Source organism: Klebsiella sp. 141251 (genome assembly GCF_050600725.1).
Lineage (GTDB): Bacteria > Pseudomonadota > Gammaproteobacteria > Enterobacterales > Enterobacteriaceae > Klebsiella > Klebsiella aerogenes.
This window is the reverse complement of record NZ_JAQIRG010000010.1, coordinates 168,644-184,325: the sequence shown is the minus strand read 5'-3', so window position 1 is coordinate 184,325 and position 15,682 is coordinate 168,644. Positions and strand designations below refer to the sequence as shown.

12 protein-coding genes are annotated in these 15,682 nt (G+C 56.8%); 3 read left to right on the top strand and 9 right to left on the bottom strand.

Translation table 11 applies throughout. The features are described 5' to 3' along the window. Position 1: 1 nt before the first annotated feature. From apaG to lptD, 5 genes are all read right to left on the bottom strand, one after another. A complete protein-coding gene (apaG, locus tag PGR09_RS20960) occupies positions 2-379 on the bottom strand; it encodes a Co2+/Mg2+ efflux protein ApaG (RefSeq protein WP_045397284.1) in 378 nt (125 codons plus the stop codon). Between the two features lie 2 nt (positions 380-381). Next, complete coding sequence (rsmA, locus tag PGR09_RS20955; RefSeq protein ID WP_015368291.1) at positions 382-1,203, bottom strand: 16S rRNA (adenine(1518)-N(6)/adenine(1519)-N(6))-dimethyltransferase RsmA; 822 nt, start codon at positions 1,201-1,203, stop codon at positions 382-384. After that, positions 1,200-2,180: a 4-hydroxythreonine-4-phosphate dehydrogenase PdxA gene (gene pdxA / locus PGR09_RS20950; RefSeq protein WP_049061338.1), complete on the bottom strand. Its 981-nt coding sequence runs from the start codon at positions 2,178-2,180 to the stop codon at positions 1,200-1,202. The genes rsmA and pdxA overlap by 4 nt, the downstream gene beginning before the upstream one ends. 112 nt (positions 2,181-2,292) lie before the next feature. After that, positions 2,293-3,579, bottom strand: coding sequence for a peptidylprolyl isomerase SurA (gene surA, locus PGR09_RS20945; protein WP_045397288.1), 1,287 nt, complete (start codon positions 3,577-3,579; stop codon positions 2,293-2,295). A 54-nt stretch (positions 3,580-3,633) separates the two neighbouring features. Then, entirely contained in the window at positions 3,634-5,979 is a 2,346-nt protein-coding gene (lptD, locus tag PGR09_RS20940) for an LPS assembly protein LptD (protein ID WP_315712615.1), read from the bottom strand. Between the two features lie 241 nt (positions 5,980-6,220). On the opposite strand from lptD, the gene djlA reads away from it, so the two are divergent. Then, positions 6,221-7,048, top strand: coding sequence for a co-chaperone DjlA (gene djlA, locus PGR09_RS20935; RefSeq protein ID WP_047047451.1), 828 nt, complete (start codon positions 6,221-6,223; stop codon positions 7,046-7,048). A 32-nt stretch (positions 7,049-7,080) separates the two neighbouring features. Here djlA and PGR09_RS20930 read toward each other — a convergent pair whose 3' ends face one another. Both PGR09_RS20930 and PGR09_RS20925 read right to left on the bottom strand, forming a co-directional pair. After that, positions 7,081-7,779 (bottom strand): response regulator, encoded by a 699-nt coding sequence (locus tag PGR09_RS20930; RefSeq protein ID WP_045397296.1) that lies wholly within the window; start codon positions 7,777-7,779, stop codon positions 7,081-7,083. Continuing rightward, the gene (locus tag PGR09_RS20925) at positions 7,769-9,394 is read right to left on the bottom strand and encodes an ATP-binding protein (protein ID WP_045397299.1); all 1,626 of its coding nucleotides are present in this window, start codon (positions 9,392-9,394) and stop codon (positions 7,769-7,771) included. The genes PGR09_RS20930 and PGR09_RS20925 overlap by 11 nt, the downstream gene beginning before the upstream one ends. 474 nt (positions 9,395-9,868) lie before the next feature. Here PGR09_RS20925 and PGR09_RS20920 point away from each other — a divergent pair, with 474 nt between their 5' ends. Continuing rightward, positions 9,869-11,233, top strand: coding sequence for a 2-hydroxycarboxylate transporter family protein (locus PGR09_RS20920; RefSeq protein WP_015368284.1), 1,365 nt, complete (start codon positions 9,869-9,871; stop codon positions 11,231-11,233). A 169-nt stretch (positions 11,234-11,402) separates the two neighbouring features. Next, positions 11,403-11,942 carry a citrate lyase holo-[acyl-carrier protein] synthase gene (citX, locus tag PGR09_RS20915; protein ID WP_015368283.1) on the top strand — a complete coding sequence of 180 codons (540 nt, stop codon included), beginning with the start codon at positions 11,403-11,405 and terminating at the stop codon, positions 11,940-11,942. 61 nt (positions 11,943-12,003) lie between these two features. On the opposite strand, the gene rluA is transcribed toward citX, so the two are convergent. Further along, positions 12,004-12,663, bottom strand: coding sequence for a bifunctional tRNA pseudouridine(32) synthase/23S rRNA pseudouridine(746) synthase RluA (gene rluA, locus PGR09_RS20910; RefSeq protein ID WP_063413970.1), 660 nt, complete (start codon positions 12,661-12,663; stop codon positions 12,004-12,006). A gap of 12 nt (positions 12,664-12,675) precedes the next feature. Then, a complete protein-coding gene (gene rapA / locus PGR09_RS20905) occupies positions 12,676-15,582 on the bottom strand; it encodes an RNA polymerase-associated protein RapA (protein ID WP_045397305.1) in 2,907 nt (968 codons plus the stop codon). Between the last annotated feature and the right edge of the window lie 100 nt (positions 15,583-15,682).

Genomic DNA, 15,682 nt, shown 5'->3' with positions numbered 1-15,682 from the left:
TTTAATGTATAAGCGTTGGAACTGCGAGACGGAAGACAGGGATCTCGATAGTGAACGGTGCGCCGTTGCTATCAATCATCTCATAATGACCCTGCATGGTGCCCAGCGGCGTTTCGATAACCGCGCCGCTGGTGTATTGATACTCTTCGCCGGCAGGGATGTGCGGCTGTTCGCCGACCACCCCTTCACCCTGGACTTCCGTCTCGCGACCGTGTCCATTGGTGATGAGCCAGTAGCGGCCGAGAAGCTGAACCTGACTCCGCCCCAGGTTGCGAATAGTGACGGTGTAAGCGAAGACGTAGCGCTCTTCTTCCGGAGAAGATTGCGATTCGATATAGACGCTTTGCACCTGGACGCAAACACGAGGCGAATTAATCATGGTTAGCTCTCCTTCGAAGGCAGATTGTTGGATAACCAGTTGGCCATCTTACAGTACTGCTCTACAGAAATATTTTCCGCACGTACCGCCGGGTCGACGCCCAGCTCCGTCAGCACCTCAACGCTAAACAGATTGCCGAGACTATTACGGATGGTCTTACGGCGCTGGTTGAAGGCTTCAGTGGTGATACGGCTCAGCACGCGGACATCCTTCACCGGGTACGGCATGGTGCGGTGCGGCACCAGGCGCACGACGGCGGAATCCACTTTTGGCGGCGGCGTAAAGGCGGTCGGCGGGACTTCAAGTACCGGGATCACCTGGCAGTAGTACTGCGCCATTACGCTTAATCGACCATACGCTTTACTATTCGGCCCGGCAACCAGACGATTAACCACTTCCTTCTGCAGCATAAAGTGCATATCGGCAATGGCATCAGTATAGCTGAAGAGGTGGAACATCAACGGCGTTGAGATGTTGTACGGCAGGTTGCCGAAGACGCGCAGCGGCTGGCCCATTTTCTCCGACAGTTCTCCGAAGTTCATGGTCATCGCATCCTGCTGGTAAATGGTCAGCTTAGGGCCGAGGAACGGATGCGTCTGCAGGCGGGCCGCCAGATCGCGGTCCAGCTCGATAACGGTTAACTGGTCGAGGCGTTCGCCGACCGGTTCGGTCAGCGCGGCGAGACCCGGGCCGATTTCGACCATCGCCTGGCCTTTCTGAGGATTGATGGCCGAAACAATGCTGTCGATCACGAACTGATCGTTGAGAAAGTTTTGCCCGAAGCGTTTACGGGCTAAATGGCCCTGATGGACTCGATTATTCATTGGGTATTAACAATCATTTTGATGGCGAGATTAAGCGCCGTGATAAAACTGCCGACGTCCGCTTTCCCCTGACCGGCTAATTCCAGCGCGGTCCCGTGGTCAACGGAGGTACGAATAAATGGTAAACCGAGCGTAATATTCACGCCGCGGCCAAAGCCCTGGTATTTTAGCACGGGCAGGCCCTGATCGTGGTACATCGCGAGTACCGCATCGGCATTATCGAGATATTTTGGCTGAAAAAGGGTATCCGCAGGCAGCGGACCGCTTAAATTCATGCCCTTTGCCCGCATCTCTTCCAGCACGGGAATAATGGTATCGATCTCTTCCGTCCCCATGTGGCCGCCTTCGCCGGCGTGGGGATTCAGGCCGCAAACCAGCACGTGCGGCTGAGCGATACCGAATTTATGCCGCAGATCGGCATCGAGGATGGTAATTACTTCGCGCAGCAGCTCTGGCGTAATTGCCTCGCTTATTGCTTTTAGCGGCAGATGGGTGGTGGCCAGCGCGACCCGCAGCTCTTCGGTCGCCAGCATCATCACCACTTTGCTGGCGTGAGCGCGTTCTTCAAAGAACTCGGTATGGCCGGTGAAGGAGATACCGGCGTCATTGATGTTGCCTTTGTGCACCGGCCCGGTAATCAACGCCGCGAATTCTCCCTTAAGGCAGCCATCGCAGGCGCGCGCCAGGGTTTCCACCACATAGTTGCCGTTAGCGACATTAAGCACGCCCGGCTGTACCGGCGCGTTGAGGGCAACGGGAAGTAGCGTGAGCGTGCCCGCCCGCTGCGGCTGTGGAGGAAGGGTTGGATCGTAAGGGAGGAGCGATAAAGGAAGACCGAGCTGGCGGGCTCGGTCAGTTAACAGTGCGCCATCGGCGCAGATAACCAGTTCAACCGGCCAGTCGCGCTGTGCAAGCTCGGCGACAAGATCGGGACCAATCCCCGCGGGCTCGCCGGGAGTGATAACAACACGTTGCATAGAAACGTTCCTTCGGGCCAGGGGGGCCCGGCTGCGCAGTCGGCCCCAGCCGTTGCTGGGGCGACCGGTCTCCCCTCCCGCTACGCTTTTAAGGCGTGGAGAGGGGAGAACTTTAGTTGCTCAGAATTTTGACGTAAGCGCTGGCGCGCTGTTCCTGCATCCAGGTTGCCGCTTCTTCAGAGAATTTGCGGTTCATCAGCATGCGGTAAGCACGATCTTTCTGCGCGGCGTCGGTTCTGTCGACATTGCGGGTATCCATCAGTTGGATCAGGTGCCAGCCGAAGGAGGAGTGAACCGGGCCGCTGGTCTGGCCTTTGTTCAGACGCATCAGCGCATCGCGGAACGCGGGATCGAAGATATCCGGCGTCGCCCAGCCTAAGTCGCCGCCCTGATTGGCGGAACCCGGATCCTGGGAAAACTCTTTCGCCGCTTTATCGAAAGTGGTCTTACCGCTCTTAATGTCAGCGGCGATCTGTTCCAGCTTCGCCTGCGCCTGCGCGTCGTTCATGATCGGCGACGGCTTCAGCAGGATGTGGCGGGCATGGACTTCGGTGACGGAGATGTTCTGGCTGCCGCCGCGCATATCGTTAACTTTCAGGATATGGAAGCCGACGCCGGAACGAATCGGACCGACAACATCGCCTTTCTTCGCGGTACTCAGCGCCTGAGCGAAGATACCCGGCAGCTCCTGAATACGCCCCCAGCCCATCTGGCCGCCTTTCAGCGCCTGCTGGTCAGCAGAGTAGGTGATAGCCAGTTTGCCGAAGTTAGCGCCGTTACGGGCCTGTTCAACGACGGACTTCGCCTGCTCTTCCGCAGCCGCAACCTGATCGGAGGTCGGGTTCTCCGGCAGCGCGATCAGGATGTGGCTCAGGTTCAGCTCGGTGCTGGCATCGTTCTGATCGCCAATCTGCTTAGCCAGCGCTTCAACTTCCTGCGGCAGCACGGTGATACGGCGGCGCACTTCGTTGTTACGTACTTCCGAAATCAGCATCTCTTTACGGATCTGGTTACGGTAGGTGTTGTAGTTGATGCCTTCATAGGCCAGACGGCTACGCATCTGATCCATCGACATGTTGTTCTGTTTGGCTATGTTGGCGATGGCCTGGTCAAGCTGATCGTCGCTGACTTTCACGCCCATTTTCTGACCCATTTGCAGAACGATCTGGTCCATGATCAATCTTTCGAGGATCTGATGACGCAGGGTCGCGTCATCCGGCAGCTGCTGTCCCGCCTGACCAGCGTTGAGCTTCACCGACTGCATCAGACCATCGACGTCGCTTTCCAGAACAACGCCATTATTGACGACAGCCGCTACTTTATCGACCACCTGCGGGGCGGCGAAACTGGTATTCGCGATCATGGCGATACCGAGAAGCAGCGTTTTCCAGTTCTTCATACTTTTTCCATTTCAATTAACCGCAAATGCGGATTACGTTTTAAACCAGACGCCTTACAGCGAGCTCTGGTACGGCAAAATGTTCGAGCGCAGCATCTGCTGGGTGCCAAGACCGTAGTTGGAGCTCAGACCACGCAGTTCGATGTTGATACCGAAGGTGTTGTCGTATTTGCTCTCACCGCCGTTGTTGTTATCCCAGCCGTTGATCTTACGTTCGTAGCCAAGGCGGATAGCGTAGCAGCAAGAGTTATACTGTACCCCTAACATCTGGTTAGCCGCTTTTTTGGTATTGGTATCGAAGTAGTACGCGCCGACCACTGACCAACGATCGACAATCGGCCAGCTGGCGGTCATACCCACCTGAGAAATACCTTCTTTGTACTGCTGAGCGGTGGAATACGAAGGCAGCGTCGCCTGAATATATTCCGGACTCGCGTAACGGTAGTTCAGTTGCACTAAGCGGTTTTCGTCGCGGCGGTATTCAATGGTTCCGTTGCCGGTTGCGACGTTATCCAGACGCGTATCGTACTGGATCCCCCCGCGTAAACCCCAGTTATCGGTGATACGCCAGTAAGTATCGCCGGCCCAGACCAGTGAACCCGTGGTGTCGTTATTCTCCCAGTTGATGTTGTCCGCACCGGTGCGAGACTCGGTGAAATAGTAGATTTGACCAACGGAAATATTAAAACGTTCAACGGCCGCGTCATCATATACGCGAGATGTGACGCCGGTGGTGACCTGGTTGGCTGACGCGATACGGTCAAGGCCGCTGTAGGAGCGGTCGCGGAACAGGCCGCTATAGTCGGACTGCAGCAGTGTCGAGTCGTAGACGCCAATGTGGCTCTGGTCGCGATACGGGATGTACAGGTACTGCATGCGCGGTTCCAGGGTCTGGGTATACCCTTCCTGCATATCGCGTTCGAAGACCATTTTGCCGTCGATTTTGAATTGCGGCATCACGCGGTTAACCGAATCTTTGTAATCGGTACCGTTAGCGGTGTTGTACTGATCGAGATTACTCTGCTGATAGTGGGTCGCCAGCAGCTTCGCCTCGGTATTGATGCTTCCCCAGCCGTTAGACAGCGGCAGGTTGATCGTCGGCTCCATGTGCAGGCGCGTTGCTTCCGGCATATCGCCGTTGGTGTTGACGAAGTGCACCGCCTGCGCATACAGATGAGTATCGAACGGACCGACGTCATTCTGGTAGGCGTTAATATCGAGCTGAGGCTCAGCAGCGTAGGAGTTGCTTGAGCTACGGTCGAAGACCTGGAACTGCTTGGTCGACACGGTGGCGTCAAAGTTCTGGTTAACGTAACCGGCGCTGAATTTCTGCGTCGCGTAGCCGTCGGTACTGGAACCGTACTTAGAGCTAAAGTCGTTAAAGTAATCCGGGTCGCTGACTTTGGTGTAGTCGGCGTTCAGACGCCACACCTGATCGATAACCGCGTTGTGGTTCCAGTAGAACATCCAGCGGCGGCTATTGCTGTCGTTGGAGTGATCGTCTTCGTACACTTTATCGGAAGGCAGGTAATCGAATTCGAATAAACCTGCGCCCGCCTGGGTCAGATAACGGAATTCGTTTTCCCACATTACGCCGCCGCGTTTATTCATATAGTGCGGCGTAATGGTGGCGTCGAAGTTCGGCGCGATATTCCAGTAATAGGGCAGCGAGAACTCAACGCCATTTTTAGTGCTGTATTTGGCGTTGGGGATCAGGAAGCCGGAGCGGCGCTTATCGCCGACCGGCAGCTGCAGATATGGGCTATAAAAAATAGGGACGGAACCCAGCTTAAAGCGCGCGTTCCAGATTTCGGCAACCTGCTCTTCGCGGTCATGGATAACTTCGCTGCCGACGACGCTCCAGGTATCAGAACCCGGCAGACAGGAGGTGAAGCTGCCGTTTTCCAGAATGGTATAGCGGTTTTCGCCGCGCTGCTTCATCAGGTCGGCGGTACCGCGCCCCTGACGGCCAACCATCTGATAGTCGCCTTTCCAGACGTTAGTATCTTTGGTGTTCAGGTTCGACCACGCCTTCGGCCCCTTCAGAATAACCTGGTTATCGTCATAATGAACGTTGCCAAGCGCATCAACGGTACGCACCGGCTGCGGTTGTCCCGCCGGCTGCTGCTGATGCAACTGCACCTCGTCGGCCTGCAGGCGACTATTCCCCTGATTAATATCAACGTTGCCGGTAAATACGGCATTATCAGGGTAGTTGCCTTTCGCATGATCGGCGTTAATCGTCACCGGCTGATCGTTAGGCTTCCCTTCAACGAGAGGGCGATTATAGCTTGGCACGCCAAGCATACATTGCGTGGCGAGATCGGCGGCCATGCCCTGTTGGCTATACAAGGCGCTGGCGATCATGGTGGCCAGGAGGCTGGGGATACGTTTTTTCATACGTTTTATTTGTTGTTCCGTCATCTTGTGGCAGCGGCTTGCAAACGGTCAGAGCCTAACGTACTCATCTTAATCGCGCTAGTCTTAATCCGCTCGTTTCGTTTCTGAGCGTTAGGCACCGTGTAGAATGGCGAGTATGATAAAGCAAATTATAGGCGATGTCCCACATGACCGTGGCGTCAACGCTTGGTAACGTGCGGTCAGATATAGCTTAACTGGTAGCAGAAAGATTGGGGAGTCTATGCAGTATTTGGGTAAAGTGATTGGTGTCGCGGTTGCATTATTGATGGGCGGCGGCTTCTGGGGCGTGGTGCTTGGCTTTTTAGTCGGACATATGTTTGACCGGGCCCGTAGCCGTCGGCTGAATTTATTTGCCAACCAGCAGGAGCGGCAGTCGCTGTTCTTTTCCACCACTTTTGAAGTGATGGGGCATCTGACTAAATCTAAAGGGCGCGTGACGGAAGCCGATATTCATGTGGCGAATGTGCTGATGGATCGTATGAATCTGCACGGCGAGTCGCGTACCGCGGCGCAGCAGGCTTTTCGCGCCGGCAAGGCCGATAATTACCCGCTGCGCGAAAAAATGCGCCAGCTGCGCAGCGTCTGTTTTGGTCGCTTCGATTTAATTAGGATGTTTCTGGAAATTCAGCTGCAGGCGGCCTTCGCCGACGGCGAATTACACCCCAATGAACGCGAAGTGTTGTTTGTTATCGCCGACGAGCTAGGTATCTCGCGTGCGCAGTTTGAGCAATTCCTGCGCATGATGCAGGGCGGCGCGCAGTTCGGCGGCGGCTCGCAGCAGCAATCCTATGGTCAGCGCGGCGGCAATGGCGGCTGGCAGCAGGCACAGCGCGGCCCGACGCTTGAAGACGCTTGTAACGTTCTCGGCGTCAAGCCGACCGATGATGCCGCCACCGTCAAACGCGCTTACCGTAAACTAATGAGCGAACATCACCCGGACAAGCTGGTGGCCAAAGGGCTGCCGCCGGAGATGATGGAAATGGCGAAACAGAAAGCGCAGGAAATCCAGAAAGCCTGGGAGCTCATCAAAGAGCAGCGCGGCTTCTGAATCCCGAAAGGCTTCTCCTGCGGGGAGAAGCCTTAGTTCGCGCCCTGCGCGCGGCGATACATCCGCCGCGGGTGGCCAATCTTTCCGTACAGCATTTCCACTTCCAGAAAACTCACTTCTACGCAATGCTCGAGATAACGACGGGCGGTGGTCTTGCTCAACCCGGTTTCGCTGACCACTTCGTCAACCGAAAAACAGTGCGTTTCGCGGCCATGAAATAAATTTTGTACCAGCGCCAGGGTCTTTTCTTCGATGCCCTTGCTGCCGTTATCGGCGCGAAAATTTTTAGCCTGCAGCTGATACAGAGAATCAACGTTTTGCTGATCGACGATTTTCCATTCCCGCTGCTGATCGTAAAACTGAATAAAGCGCTCCAGCGACTGGCTCAGCCGTTTCCACGAAACCGGCTTGAGAATGTAGTCGAAGGCGCCGTTGCGTATCGCCTGGCTGCAGGTTTCCATATCGCTGGCGGCGGTGATGAAAATGACCGAGCAATTGGCATTGGCCAGAATCGGGTCGGTCATCAGAGTAACGCCTTTGCCGTCCGGCAGATAATTATCCAGCAGGACCAGCTGCGGCGGCCTGGCGTTGAGCATCTGCCGCGCCTGGGAAAGCGAGGCGGCCATTCCCGCCAGCCGCATGCGCGGGTGTTTCTGTATCAGCTCGGCATGCAGGCGGGCCAGCTCGTTTTCATCTTCGATGATCAGCACATCGACCAGATCATGATGCATCGTTGGCCTCCGGTTGCGGATGGGCTGGCGGGTCGGCGGGAATAAACAGGGTAAATATCGTTCCGCGCGGCGCGTTATCGGCAACCTCAATCGTGCCGCCAGCCTGAGTCACATAATGTTCAATAAGATACAGACCAATACCGTGATCGCCACGGGTTTTTGTCGTCACCCCGCGCTCAAAAATACGTTCGCGGATATCCGGGCGAATTCCGACGCCGCGATCGGCCACCTCAATCATCAGCTCGCGGGCGTTGAGTTGAATCAGTACCTCGACCGGCTCGTGAGGTAGTTCAGCGCGCTGCGTCGCTTCAATGGCGTTATCCAGCAGGTTGCCGATGATCGAGATAAGTTCCGACTCCATCAGCGACGACAGCGGGCGATCGATACGACAGGCCGGATCAAAGCTCAGTTCAACGCCTTTTTCATAAGCGCGGGTGGCTTTACCCAGCAGCAGGCCGCATAGCGTCGGCGAGCGGAAGCGCGAGGAGATGAAGTCCAGCAGCTCCTGGGCATGTTCCGATTGCGCCTGTATATAGCGAATAGCTTCGTCGTAGTGGCCCATATGCAGCAGGCCGGAGAGCGTGGTCATGCGGTTGAGCTGCTCGTGGCGCATAATGCGCAGGTTATCGACATAGCGTTTCACCTGGCTGAGCTGGGCGGTGAGGGCGTTAATTTCATCGCGGTCGCGGAAGGTGATCACCCAGCCCTGCAGCGAGTTTTCCAGCATGATGCGCACCCGGCTGGCGAGTACCGTCAGCTGGTTGAAGCGACACAGTTCATCGTGCGTATCGTTCGCCAGCATCGCGCCGCTGGCGAAGAACGGCTGCGGCGCGATCACGCTATCAATCGATTTGCCGCGCAGCAGATGCGCGGGCTGCTTAAGCCCCAGCAGGCTGCGGGCGGCGTGGTTAATCACCTCAATCCGTCGCTGGCTGTCGATAACGATAACCCCTTCGAAAATCGATTCCATCATCGCTTTTTGCTGGCGAACCAGCAGGCCAATTTCGCGCGGCTCCAGCGAAAAAATCTGCTTTTTAATACTGCGGGTAAAATACCAGGAGAAGATAAACAGGGCGATCAGCAACAGGATGGCGGCGACAAAAATATTCACTACCTTTTGCACGGTGATGCTGTCGAGATAGCTGGTCAGATAGCCGACGGAGACGATGCCGATCACCCGCCCGTTGTCGTCGACAATGGGCGTTTTACTGCGTAGCGAGATGCCCAAACCGCCTTTACGGATGGTAGTGATAGTTTTGCCTTCCAGCACCGCCTGGTTATCGCCGCCCACTAAGCGGGTGCCGACCCATTCCGGGTGCACGGAATGAAACAGATGTACGCCTTTATCATCGCCGATGACGATAAAGCTGGCATCGCTGTGGGCGGCGATTTGCCTCATGAAGGCGCCGATAGCCTGCGGGTCGTGCAGACTGACCTGCTGGCGTAGATTGGGCATCAGCGCAATCTCTTCGGCCTGAATTTTCGCCCTGGCGCTCATTTCCTGATACAGCTGGCGGCTGGCGTCGAGATAATAATAAACGCCAAGCAGAGCGAATAAGATGGAGAAAAAGGCCACCAGGGAGATGAACAGCTTAAATTGAAATGAAACTTTCATAGTTATGCGCACAGTATTTGAGATGCGGCAACGATATCGTCAGCGGCCAGAAGAACAATTTATCTACTGGCGCCTATTTATAAAGGGTAATTATCCGGTTAATAAAAAAACCATAAAAACCACGTTTAGAAATCAGATATGTATCACGCTGATTAATATACCCGTCATACTTCAAGTTGCATGGGCGTTGGCAATAACTCGGCCCATCCCTGGGCCTCGCCCTTACGGGCGCAGTGAACTGCGTTCAAATTCGTTCCTGACGAATTTGTCCTCACTCACCCCAGTCACTTACTGGAGTAAGCTCCTGGGGATTCGCTGCGTCGCCGCCTTCCTGCAACTCGAATTATTTAGGGTATAGAAACCATAAAAACCATAATGACCATTAAAACTTCTTTTTTAATCTGCCTTTTCTCACATTAACGCCGTGCCAGCCCCTCTACCCTGAAAAGGAATAATAACTACAGGGCTGAATTTATGAGCACCACAGACAACGCATTCTCTGCAACCCTTGAACCTATTAACAAACCGAAAGCCTCGTTGAAGCAGCGCTGGTGGCACGTGATGGATAGCTGGAAAGTGGGGATTATCCCGCTGCCGCTATTTTTGCTGGCCGGTGGTCTTATCGCGCTGGACTGCCTTGGCGGCAAGCTGCCGAGCGATATCGTGGTAATGGTGGCGACGCTGGCCTTCTTCGGTTTTGCCTGCGGCGAGTTCGGCAAGCGTCTGCCGGTACTCGGTAAGCTTGGCGCGGCGGCGATTTGCGCCACCTTTATTCCTTCGGCGCTGGTCCATTACGGCCTGCTGCCGGATGTGGTGGTTGAATCCACCACCAAATTCTATAAATCGACCAATATTCTTTATCTCTACATCTGCTGCATTATCGTTGGCAGCATTATGAGCATGAACCGCACCACGCTGATTCAGGGGTTCCTGAAGATCTTCCTGCCGATGCTGTGCGGCGAAGTTGTCGGCATGCTGGTAGGCGTCGGCGTGGGTAGCCTGTTGGGAATGGATCCGTTCCAGGTCTTCTTCTTTATCGTGTTGCCGATTATGGCCGGCGGCGTGGGCGAAGGGGCGATCCCGCTGTCGATTGGCTATGCGGCGCTGATGCATATGGATCAGGGGGTTGCGCTGGGACGCGTGCTGCCGATGGTGATGCTGGGCAGCCTGACGGCGATCGTCATTGCTGGCTGTCTGAACCAGCTTGGCAAACGCTTCCCGCATCTGACCGGCGAAGGCCAGCTAATGCCGAACCGCAGTAATGAAACCCGCAGCCTGAGCGAAAGCGAAGGATTTGGCGGTAAAACTGATGTGGCGACGCTGGCCTCCGGCGCGCTGCTGGCGGTGCTGCTGTATATGATGGGCATGCTCGGACATAAATTGATTGGCCTGCCGGCGCCGGTTGGCATGCTGTTCCTCGCGGTGCTGCTGAAGCTGGCGAATGTGGTTTCGCCGCGCCTGCAGGAGGGCTCGCAGGTGGTGTATAAATTCTTCCGCACCGCGGTGACTTATCCGATTCTGTTTGCCGTCGGCGTGGCGATTACCCCGTGGCAGGAGCTGGTAAACGCCTTCACGCTCACCAACCTGCTGGTCATTGTCTGCACCGTCTCGGCGCTGGTGGCCACCGGGTTCTTCGTTGGTAAAAAAATGGGGATGCATCCGGTCGATGTGGCGATTGTCTCCTGTTGCCAGAGTGGGCAGGGCGGTACCGGCGACGTCGCCATCCTGACTTCCGGCAACCGTATGAACCTGATGCCGTTTGCTCAGATAGCTACCCGTATCGGCGGCGCGATTAATGTGTCGTTAGGGCTGCTGTTCTTAAGTCATTTCTTATCGTGATTTAGTTCTGCGCTAACAGCAAAAACTGCCATTTCCCTCCGCAGGACGAAGAAAATTTCTTTGTCCTGCGTCCTAAATTCTGTGCAATTAGCGATACAATAGGCGGCGTTATCCGCGATAGCGACGGCAGCCCCGAGCTGCCTTTTTGATCATTAAAGGAGAGGAAAGAATGTCAGTGCATACTCCCGCCCGGGCGGGCGTCAGCATGGAAAATCTGCTGGCGGCGAAAGAGCAGCGCGCAGCCCGTCAACAAGACTGGCTCAACCATTATCAACAACCGGTCATTTCTCTCACTCTGGTAACGCCAGGGGCGGTAAAAGACAGTATTCGCTATCGCAATATGATGGGTGTTGCGCTGCAGGCCTGTGACCAACTTTTGTGGCAGCAGCGTTGGAAAACGCTCGACCGCCAGGTGTTGTGGCTCCCTACCGGCCCGGAAGCGATGTGGTGCGTTGAGCACTCCGCGGAAGAGATCAAAGCGCTATGCAGCGAGCTGGAACAGAATCATCCGCTGGGACGTCTGTGGGATATCGACGTCATTTGTCCGCAAGCGGGGCTGATTAGCCGCCAGGCGCAGGGCGAAGCGATGCGCCGCTGCCTGCTGTGCGATGAGCCGGCCCACGCCTGCGCGCGCAGCCGTCGTCACGACACCGGGCTGGTGGTCGCTCGCGTTGAGCAGATGATCGATGCGTGGTTCGCCCGCGATTAATCGCGTCTGCGTTAGAGATTTCCCCGGCGGCGTAGCGCGACCGGGGCGTCCGGATAACGACTTAAAAGTCGATCGGCGCGCGGAAGGTCATCGCGTTGCCGTAGGCGGGATGGGTAATGGTTAACGTTTCGGCGTGCAGCAGCAGGCGCGGGGCCATCGCCAGCGCCTCCGGCGTGGCGTAAAAGCGGTCACCGAGGATCGGATGCCCTAACGCCAGCATATGCACCCGAAGCTGATGCGAGCGCCCGGTAATCGGCTTCAGGCGCACGCGGGCGGTGTTGTCCTCCGCGTACTCCAGCACCTCATACTCGGTTTGCGCCGCTTTGCCGGTTTCATAACACACCTTCTGCTTTGGCCGGTTCGGCCAGTCGCAAATCAGCGGTAAATCCACCAGACCTTCCGCAGGCTGCGGATGGCCCCAGACGCGGGCGATGTACTGCTTCTTCGGCTCGCGCTCGCGGAACTGACGCTTCAGTTCACGCTCGGCGGCCTTATTCAGCGCCACCACAATCACGCCGCTGGTGGCCATATCCAGGCGATGCACCGATTCGGCCTGCGGGAAATCGCGCTGGATACGCGTCATCACGCTATCCTTATGCTCTTCCAGCCTGCCGGGCACGGACAACAAGCCGCTCGGCTTGTTGACCACCATAATGTGCTCATCCTGATACAGAATCACCAGCCAGGGATCCTGCGGCGGATTGTAGTTTTCCATCGCCATTTTCGCGTTCCGTTACTGGTGAGTGACGACGATCAGACGCAGCGCGTCCAGACGCCATCCGGCCTGCGCCAGCGCATCCATCACCTGCTGGCGGTTGCTTTCGATCGCCGCCAGTTCGTCGTCACGGATGTTCGGGTTCACCGCCTTCAGCGCTTCGAGACGCGACAGTTCCGCCGTCAGTTTATCATCGGCTTCGTTACGCGCCGCGTCGATCAACGCCTGCGCCGCTTTGGCTATCTGCGCTTCGCCCTGTTGCAGAATCGCGTGAACGTCCTGCTGCACCGCATTGACCAGCTTGCTACCAGTGTGGCGGTTGACCGCGCTCAGCTGGCGGTTGAAGCTTTCGAACTCCACCTGCGCGGCGAGGTTGTTGCCGTTTTTATCCAGCAGCATGCGAACCGGGGTCGCCGGCAGGAAGCGGTTAAGCTGTAATTGCTTCGGCGCCTGCGCTTCGACGACGTAGATCAGCTCCAGCAGCAGCGTGCCGACCGGCAGCGCCTTGTTCTTCAGCAGCGAAATGGTGCTGCTGCCGGTATCGCCGGAGAGGATCAGATCCAGACCGTTGCGAATCAGCGGGTGTTCCCAGGTGATGAACTGCGCGTCTTCACGCGACAGCGCCACGTCACGCTCGAAGGTGATGGTGCAGCCATCTTCCGGCAGGCCCGGGAAATCCGGCACCAGCATATGATCGGACGGGGTCAGGACGATCAGGTTTTCGCCGCGGTCATCCTGGTTGATGCCGACGATATCGAACAGGTTCATCGAGAAGGCGATCAGGCTGGTGTCGTCATCCTGCTCTTCGATGCTCTCCGCGAGAGCCTGCGCTTTTTCGCCGCCGTTGGAGTGGATCTCCAGCAGACGGTCGCGGCCCTGTTCCAGCTGCGCTTTCAGCGCTTCATGCTGCTGACGGCAGGATTTGATCAGATCGTCGAAGCCATCGGTGGCTTCCGGCGCGGCAAGGTAGTTAATCAGGTCGTCGTGAACGCTATCGTAGACGGTACGGCCGGTCGGGCAGGTATGTTCGAAGGCGTCGAGGCCTTCGTGATACCAGCGCACCAGCACCGACTGCGCGGTTTTCTCCAGATACGGCACGTGGATCTGGATATCGTGCGCCTGGCCGATACGGTCGAGACGGCCAATACGCTGCTCCAGCAGATCCGGGTTAAACGGCAGGTCGAACATCACCAGGTTGCTGGCGAACTGGAAGTTACGCCCTTCGGAGCCGATTTCGGAACACAGCAGCACCTGCGCGCCGGTGTCTTCTTCGGCAAACCACGCTGCGGCGCGGTCGCGTTCGATAATCGACATGCCTTCATGGAATACCGCGGCGCGAATACCTTCGCGCTCGCGCAGTACCTGCTCCAGCTGCAGCGCGGTGGCGGCTTTGGCGCAAATCACTAGCACCTTCTGCGAGCGATGGCTGGTCAGGTAACCCATCAGCCACTCGACGCGCGGATCGAAGTTCCACCAGGTACCGGTATCGCCTTCAAATTCCTGATAGATCTGCTCCGGATAGAGCATGTCGCGCGCGCGCTCTTCCGCGGTTTTGCGCGCGCCCATAATACCGGAGACCTTGATAGCCGTCTGGTACTGGGTCGGCAGCGGCAGGCGAATAGTGTGCAGCTCGCGTTTCGGGAAACCTTTCACGCCGTTACGGGTGTTACGGAACAGCACCCGGCTGGTGCCGTGGCGGTCCATCAGCATTGAAACCAGCTCCTGGCGCGCGGCCTGAGCATCTTCACGATCGCTGTTAGCGGCCTGCAGCAGCGGCTCGATATCCTGTTCGCCGATCAGATCGCCAAGGGTGTTGAGCTCATTATCGTTCAGCTTGTTGCCTGCCAGCAGCAGGGCGACGGCGTCGGCGACCGGACGGTAATTTTGCTGTTCTTCAACAAACTGTTCAAAATCGTGGAAGCGGTTTGGATCCAGCAGACGCAGGCGCGCAAAGTGGCTCTCCATGCCCAGCTGTTCCGGCGTCGCGGTCAGCAACAGAATCCCCGGCACGCGTTCGGCGAGCTGTTCAATGGCCTGATATTCACGGCTCGGCGCCTCTTCGCTCCACACCAGGTGGTGCGCTTCATCGACCACCATCAGGTCCCATTCGGCGTCGCACAGGTGCTCCAGGCGCTGCTTGCTGCGGCGCACGAAGTCTAAGGAGCAGATAACCAGCTGTTCGGTTTCGAACGGGTTGTAGGCGTCGTGCTGCGCTTCGGCGTAGCGTTCGTCGTCGAACAACGAGAAACGCAGGTTGAAGCGGCGCAGCATTTCCACCAGCCACTGGTGCTGGAGGGTTTCCGGGACCACGATCAGCACGCGCTCGGCGGCGCCGGAGAGCAGCTGCTGATGGAGGATCATCCCGGCTTCAATGGTTTTACCTAAGCCTACTTCATCGGCCAGCAGAACGCGCGGCGCGTGACGACGGCCCACGTCGTGGGCGATGTTCAACTGATGCGGGATCAGACTGGTGCGTTGGCCGCGCAGGCCGCTCCACGGCATGCGGTACTGTTCGCTCTGGAACTTACGCGCGCGGTAGCGCAGGGCAAAGCGGTCCATCCGGTCGATTTGCCCGGCGAACAGGCGGTCCTGCGGCTTGCTGAAGGCCAGCTTGCTGTCGAGCAGGACTTCGCGCAGGGTAACATGTTCTTCTTGCGTATCCAGGCGGGTGCCGGTGTAGGACAGCAGCCCATTCTCTTCATTTACTTCGTCAACGTGGAGCTGCCAGCCTTCGTGGCTGGTAATGGTATCACCCGGGTTAAACATCACGCGGGTAATTGGGGAATCGTTGCGAGAGTACAGACGGTTTTCGCCGATGGCGGGGAAAAGGAGAGTGACCATGCGCGCATCCAGCGCTACCACTGTCCCTAGTCCTAGTTCGCTCTCTGTATCGCTAATCCAGCGTTGACCAAGTGTAAAAGGCATATGTGTTCGGCTCTTTGTTCTTTAATTGCAGGCAATAGTGCATCCTCAGCATAGTTACGCTGAGGAATCAAAATTGGGTCCAGGAATGGAAAGGGCGCTA

Coding starts and splice junctions, on each gene's coding strand:
- PGR09_RS20925 (WP_045397299.1), bottom strand. CDS start 9,394: ATGAAAGTTTCATTTCAATTTAAGCTGTTCATCTCCCTGGTGGCCTTT.
- pdxA (WP_049061338.1), bottom strand. CDS start 2,180: ATGCAACGTGTTGTTATCACTCCCGGCGAGCCCGCGGGGATTGGTCCC.
- surA (WP_045397288.1), bottom strand. CDS start 3,579: ATGAAGAACTGGAAAACGCTGCTTCTCGGTATCGCCATGATCGCGAAT.
- PGR09_RS20920 (WP_015368284.1), top strand. CDS start 9,869: ATGAGCACCACAGACAACGCATTCTCTGCAACCCTTGAACCTATTAAC.
- rluA (WP_063413970.1), bottom strand. CDS start 12,663: ATGGCGATGGAAAACTACAATCCGCCGCAGGATCCCTGGCTGGTGATT.
- rapA (WP_045397305.1), bottom strand. CDS start 15,582: ATGCCTTTTACACTTGGTCAACGCTGGATTAGCGATACAGAGAGCGAA.
- citX (WP_015368283.1), top strand. CDS start 11,403: ATGTCAGTGCATACTCCCGCCCGGGCGGGCGTCAGCATGGAAAATCTG.
- PGR09_RS20930 (WP_045397296.1), bottom strand. CDS start 7,779: ATGCATCATGATCTGGTCGATGTGCTGATCATCGAAGATGAAAACGAG.
- lptD (WP_315712615.1), bottom strand. CDS start 5,979: ATGAAAAAACGTATCCCCAGCCTCCTGGCCACCATGATCGCCAGCGCC.
- djlA (WP_047047451.1), top strand. CDS start 6,221: ATGCAGTATTTGGGTAAAGTGATTGGTGTCGCGGTTGCATTATTGATG.
- rsmA (WP_015368291.1), bottom strand. CDS start 1,203: ATGAATAATCGAGTCCATCAGGGCCATTTAGCCCGTAAACGCTTCGGG.
- apaG (WP_045397284.1), bottom strand. CDS start 379: ATGATTAATTCGCCTCGTGTTTGCGTCCAGGTGCAAAGCGTCTATATC.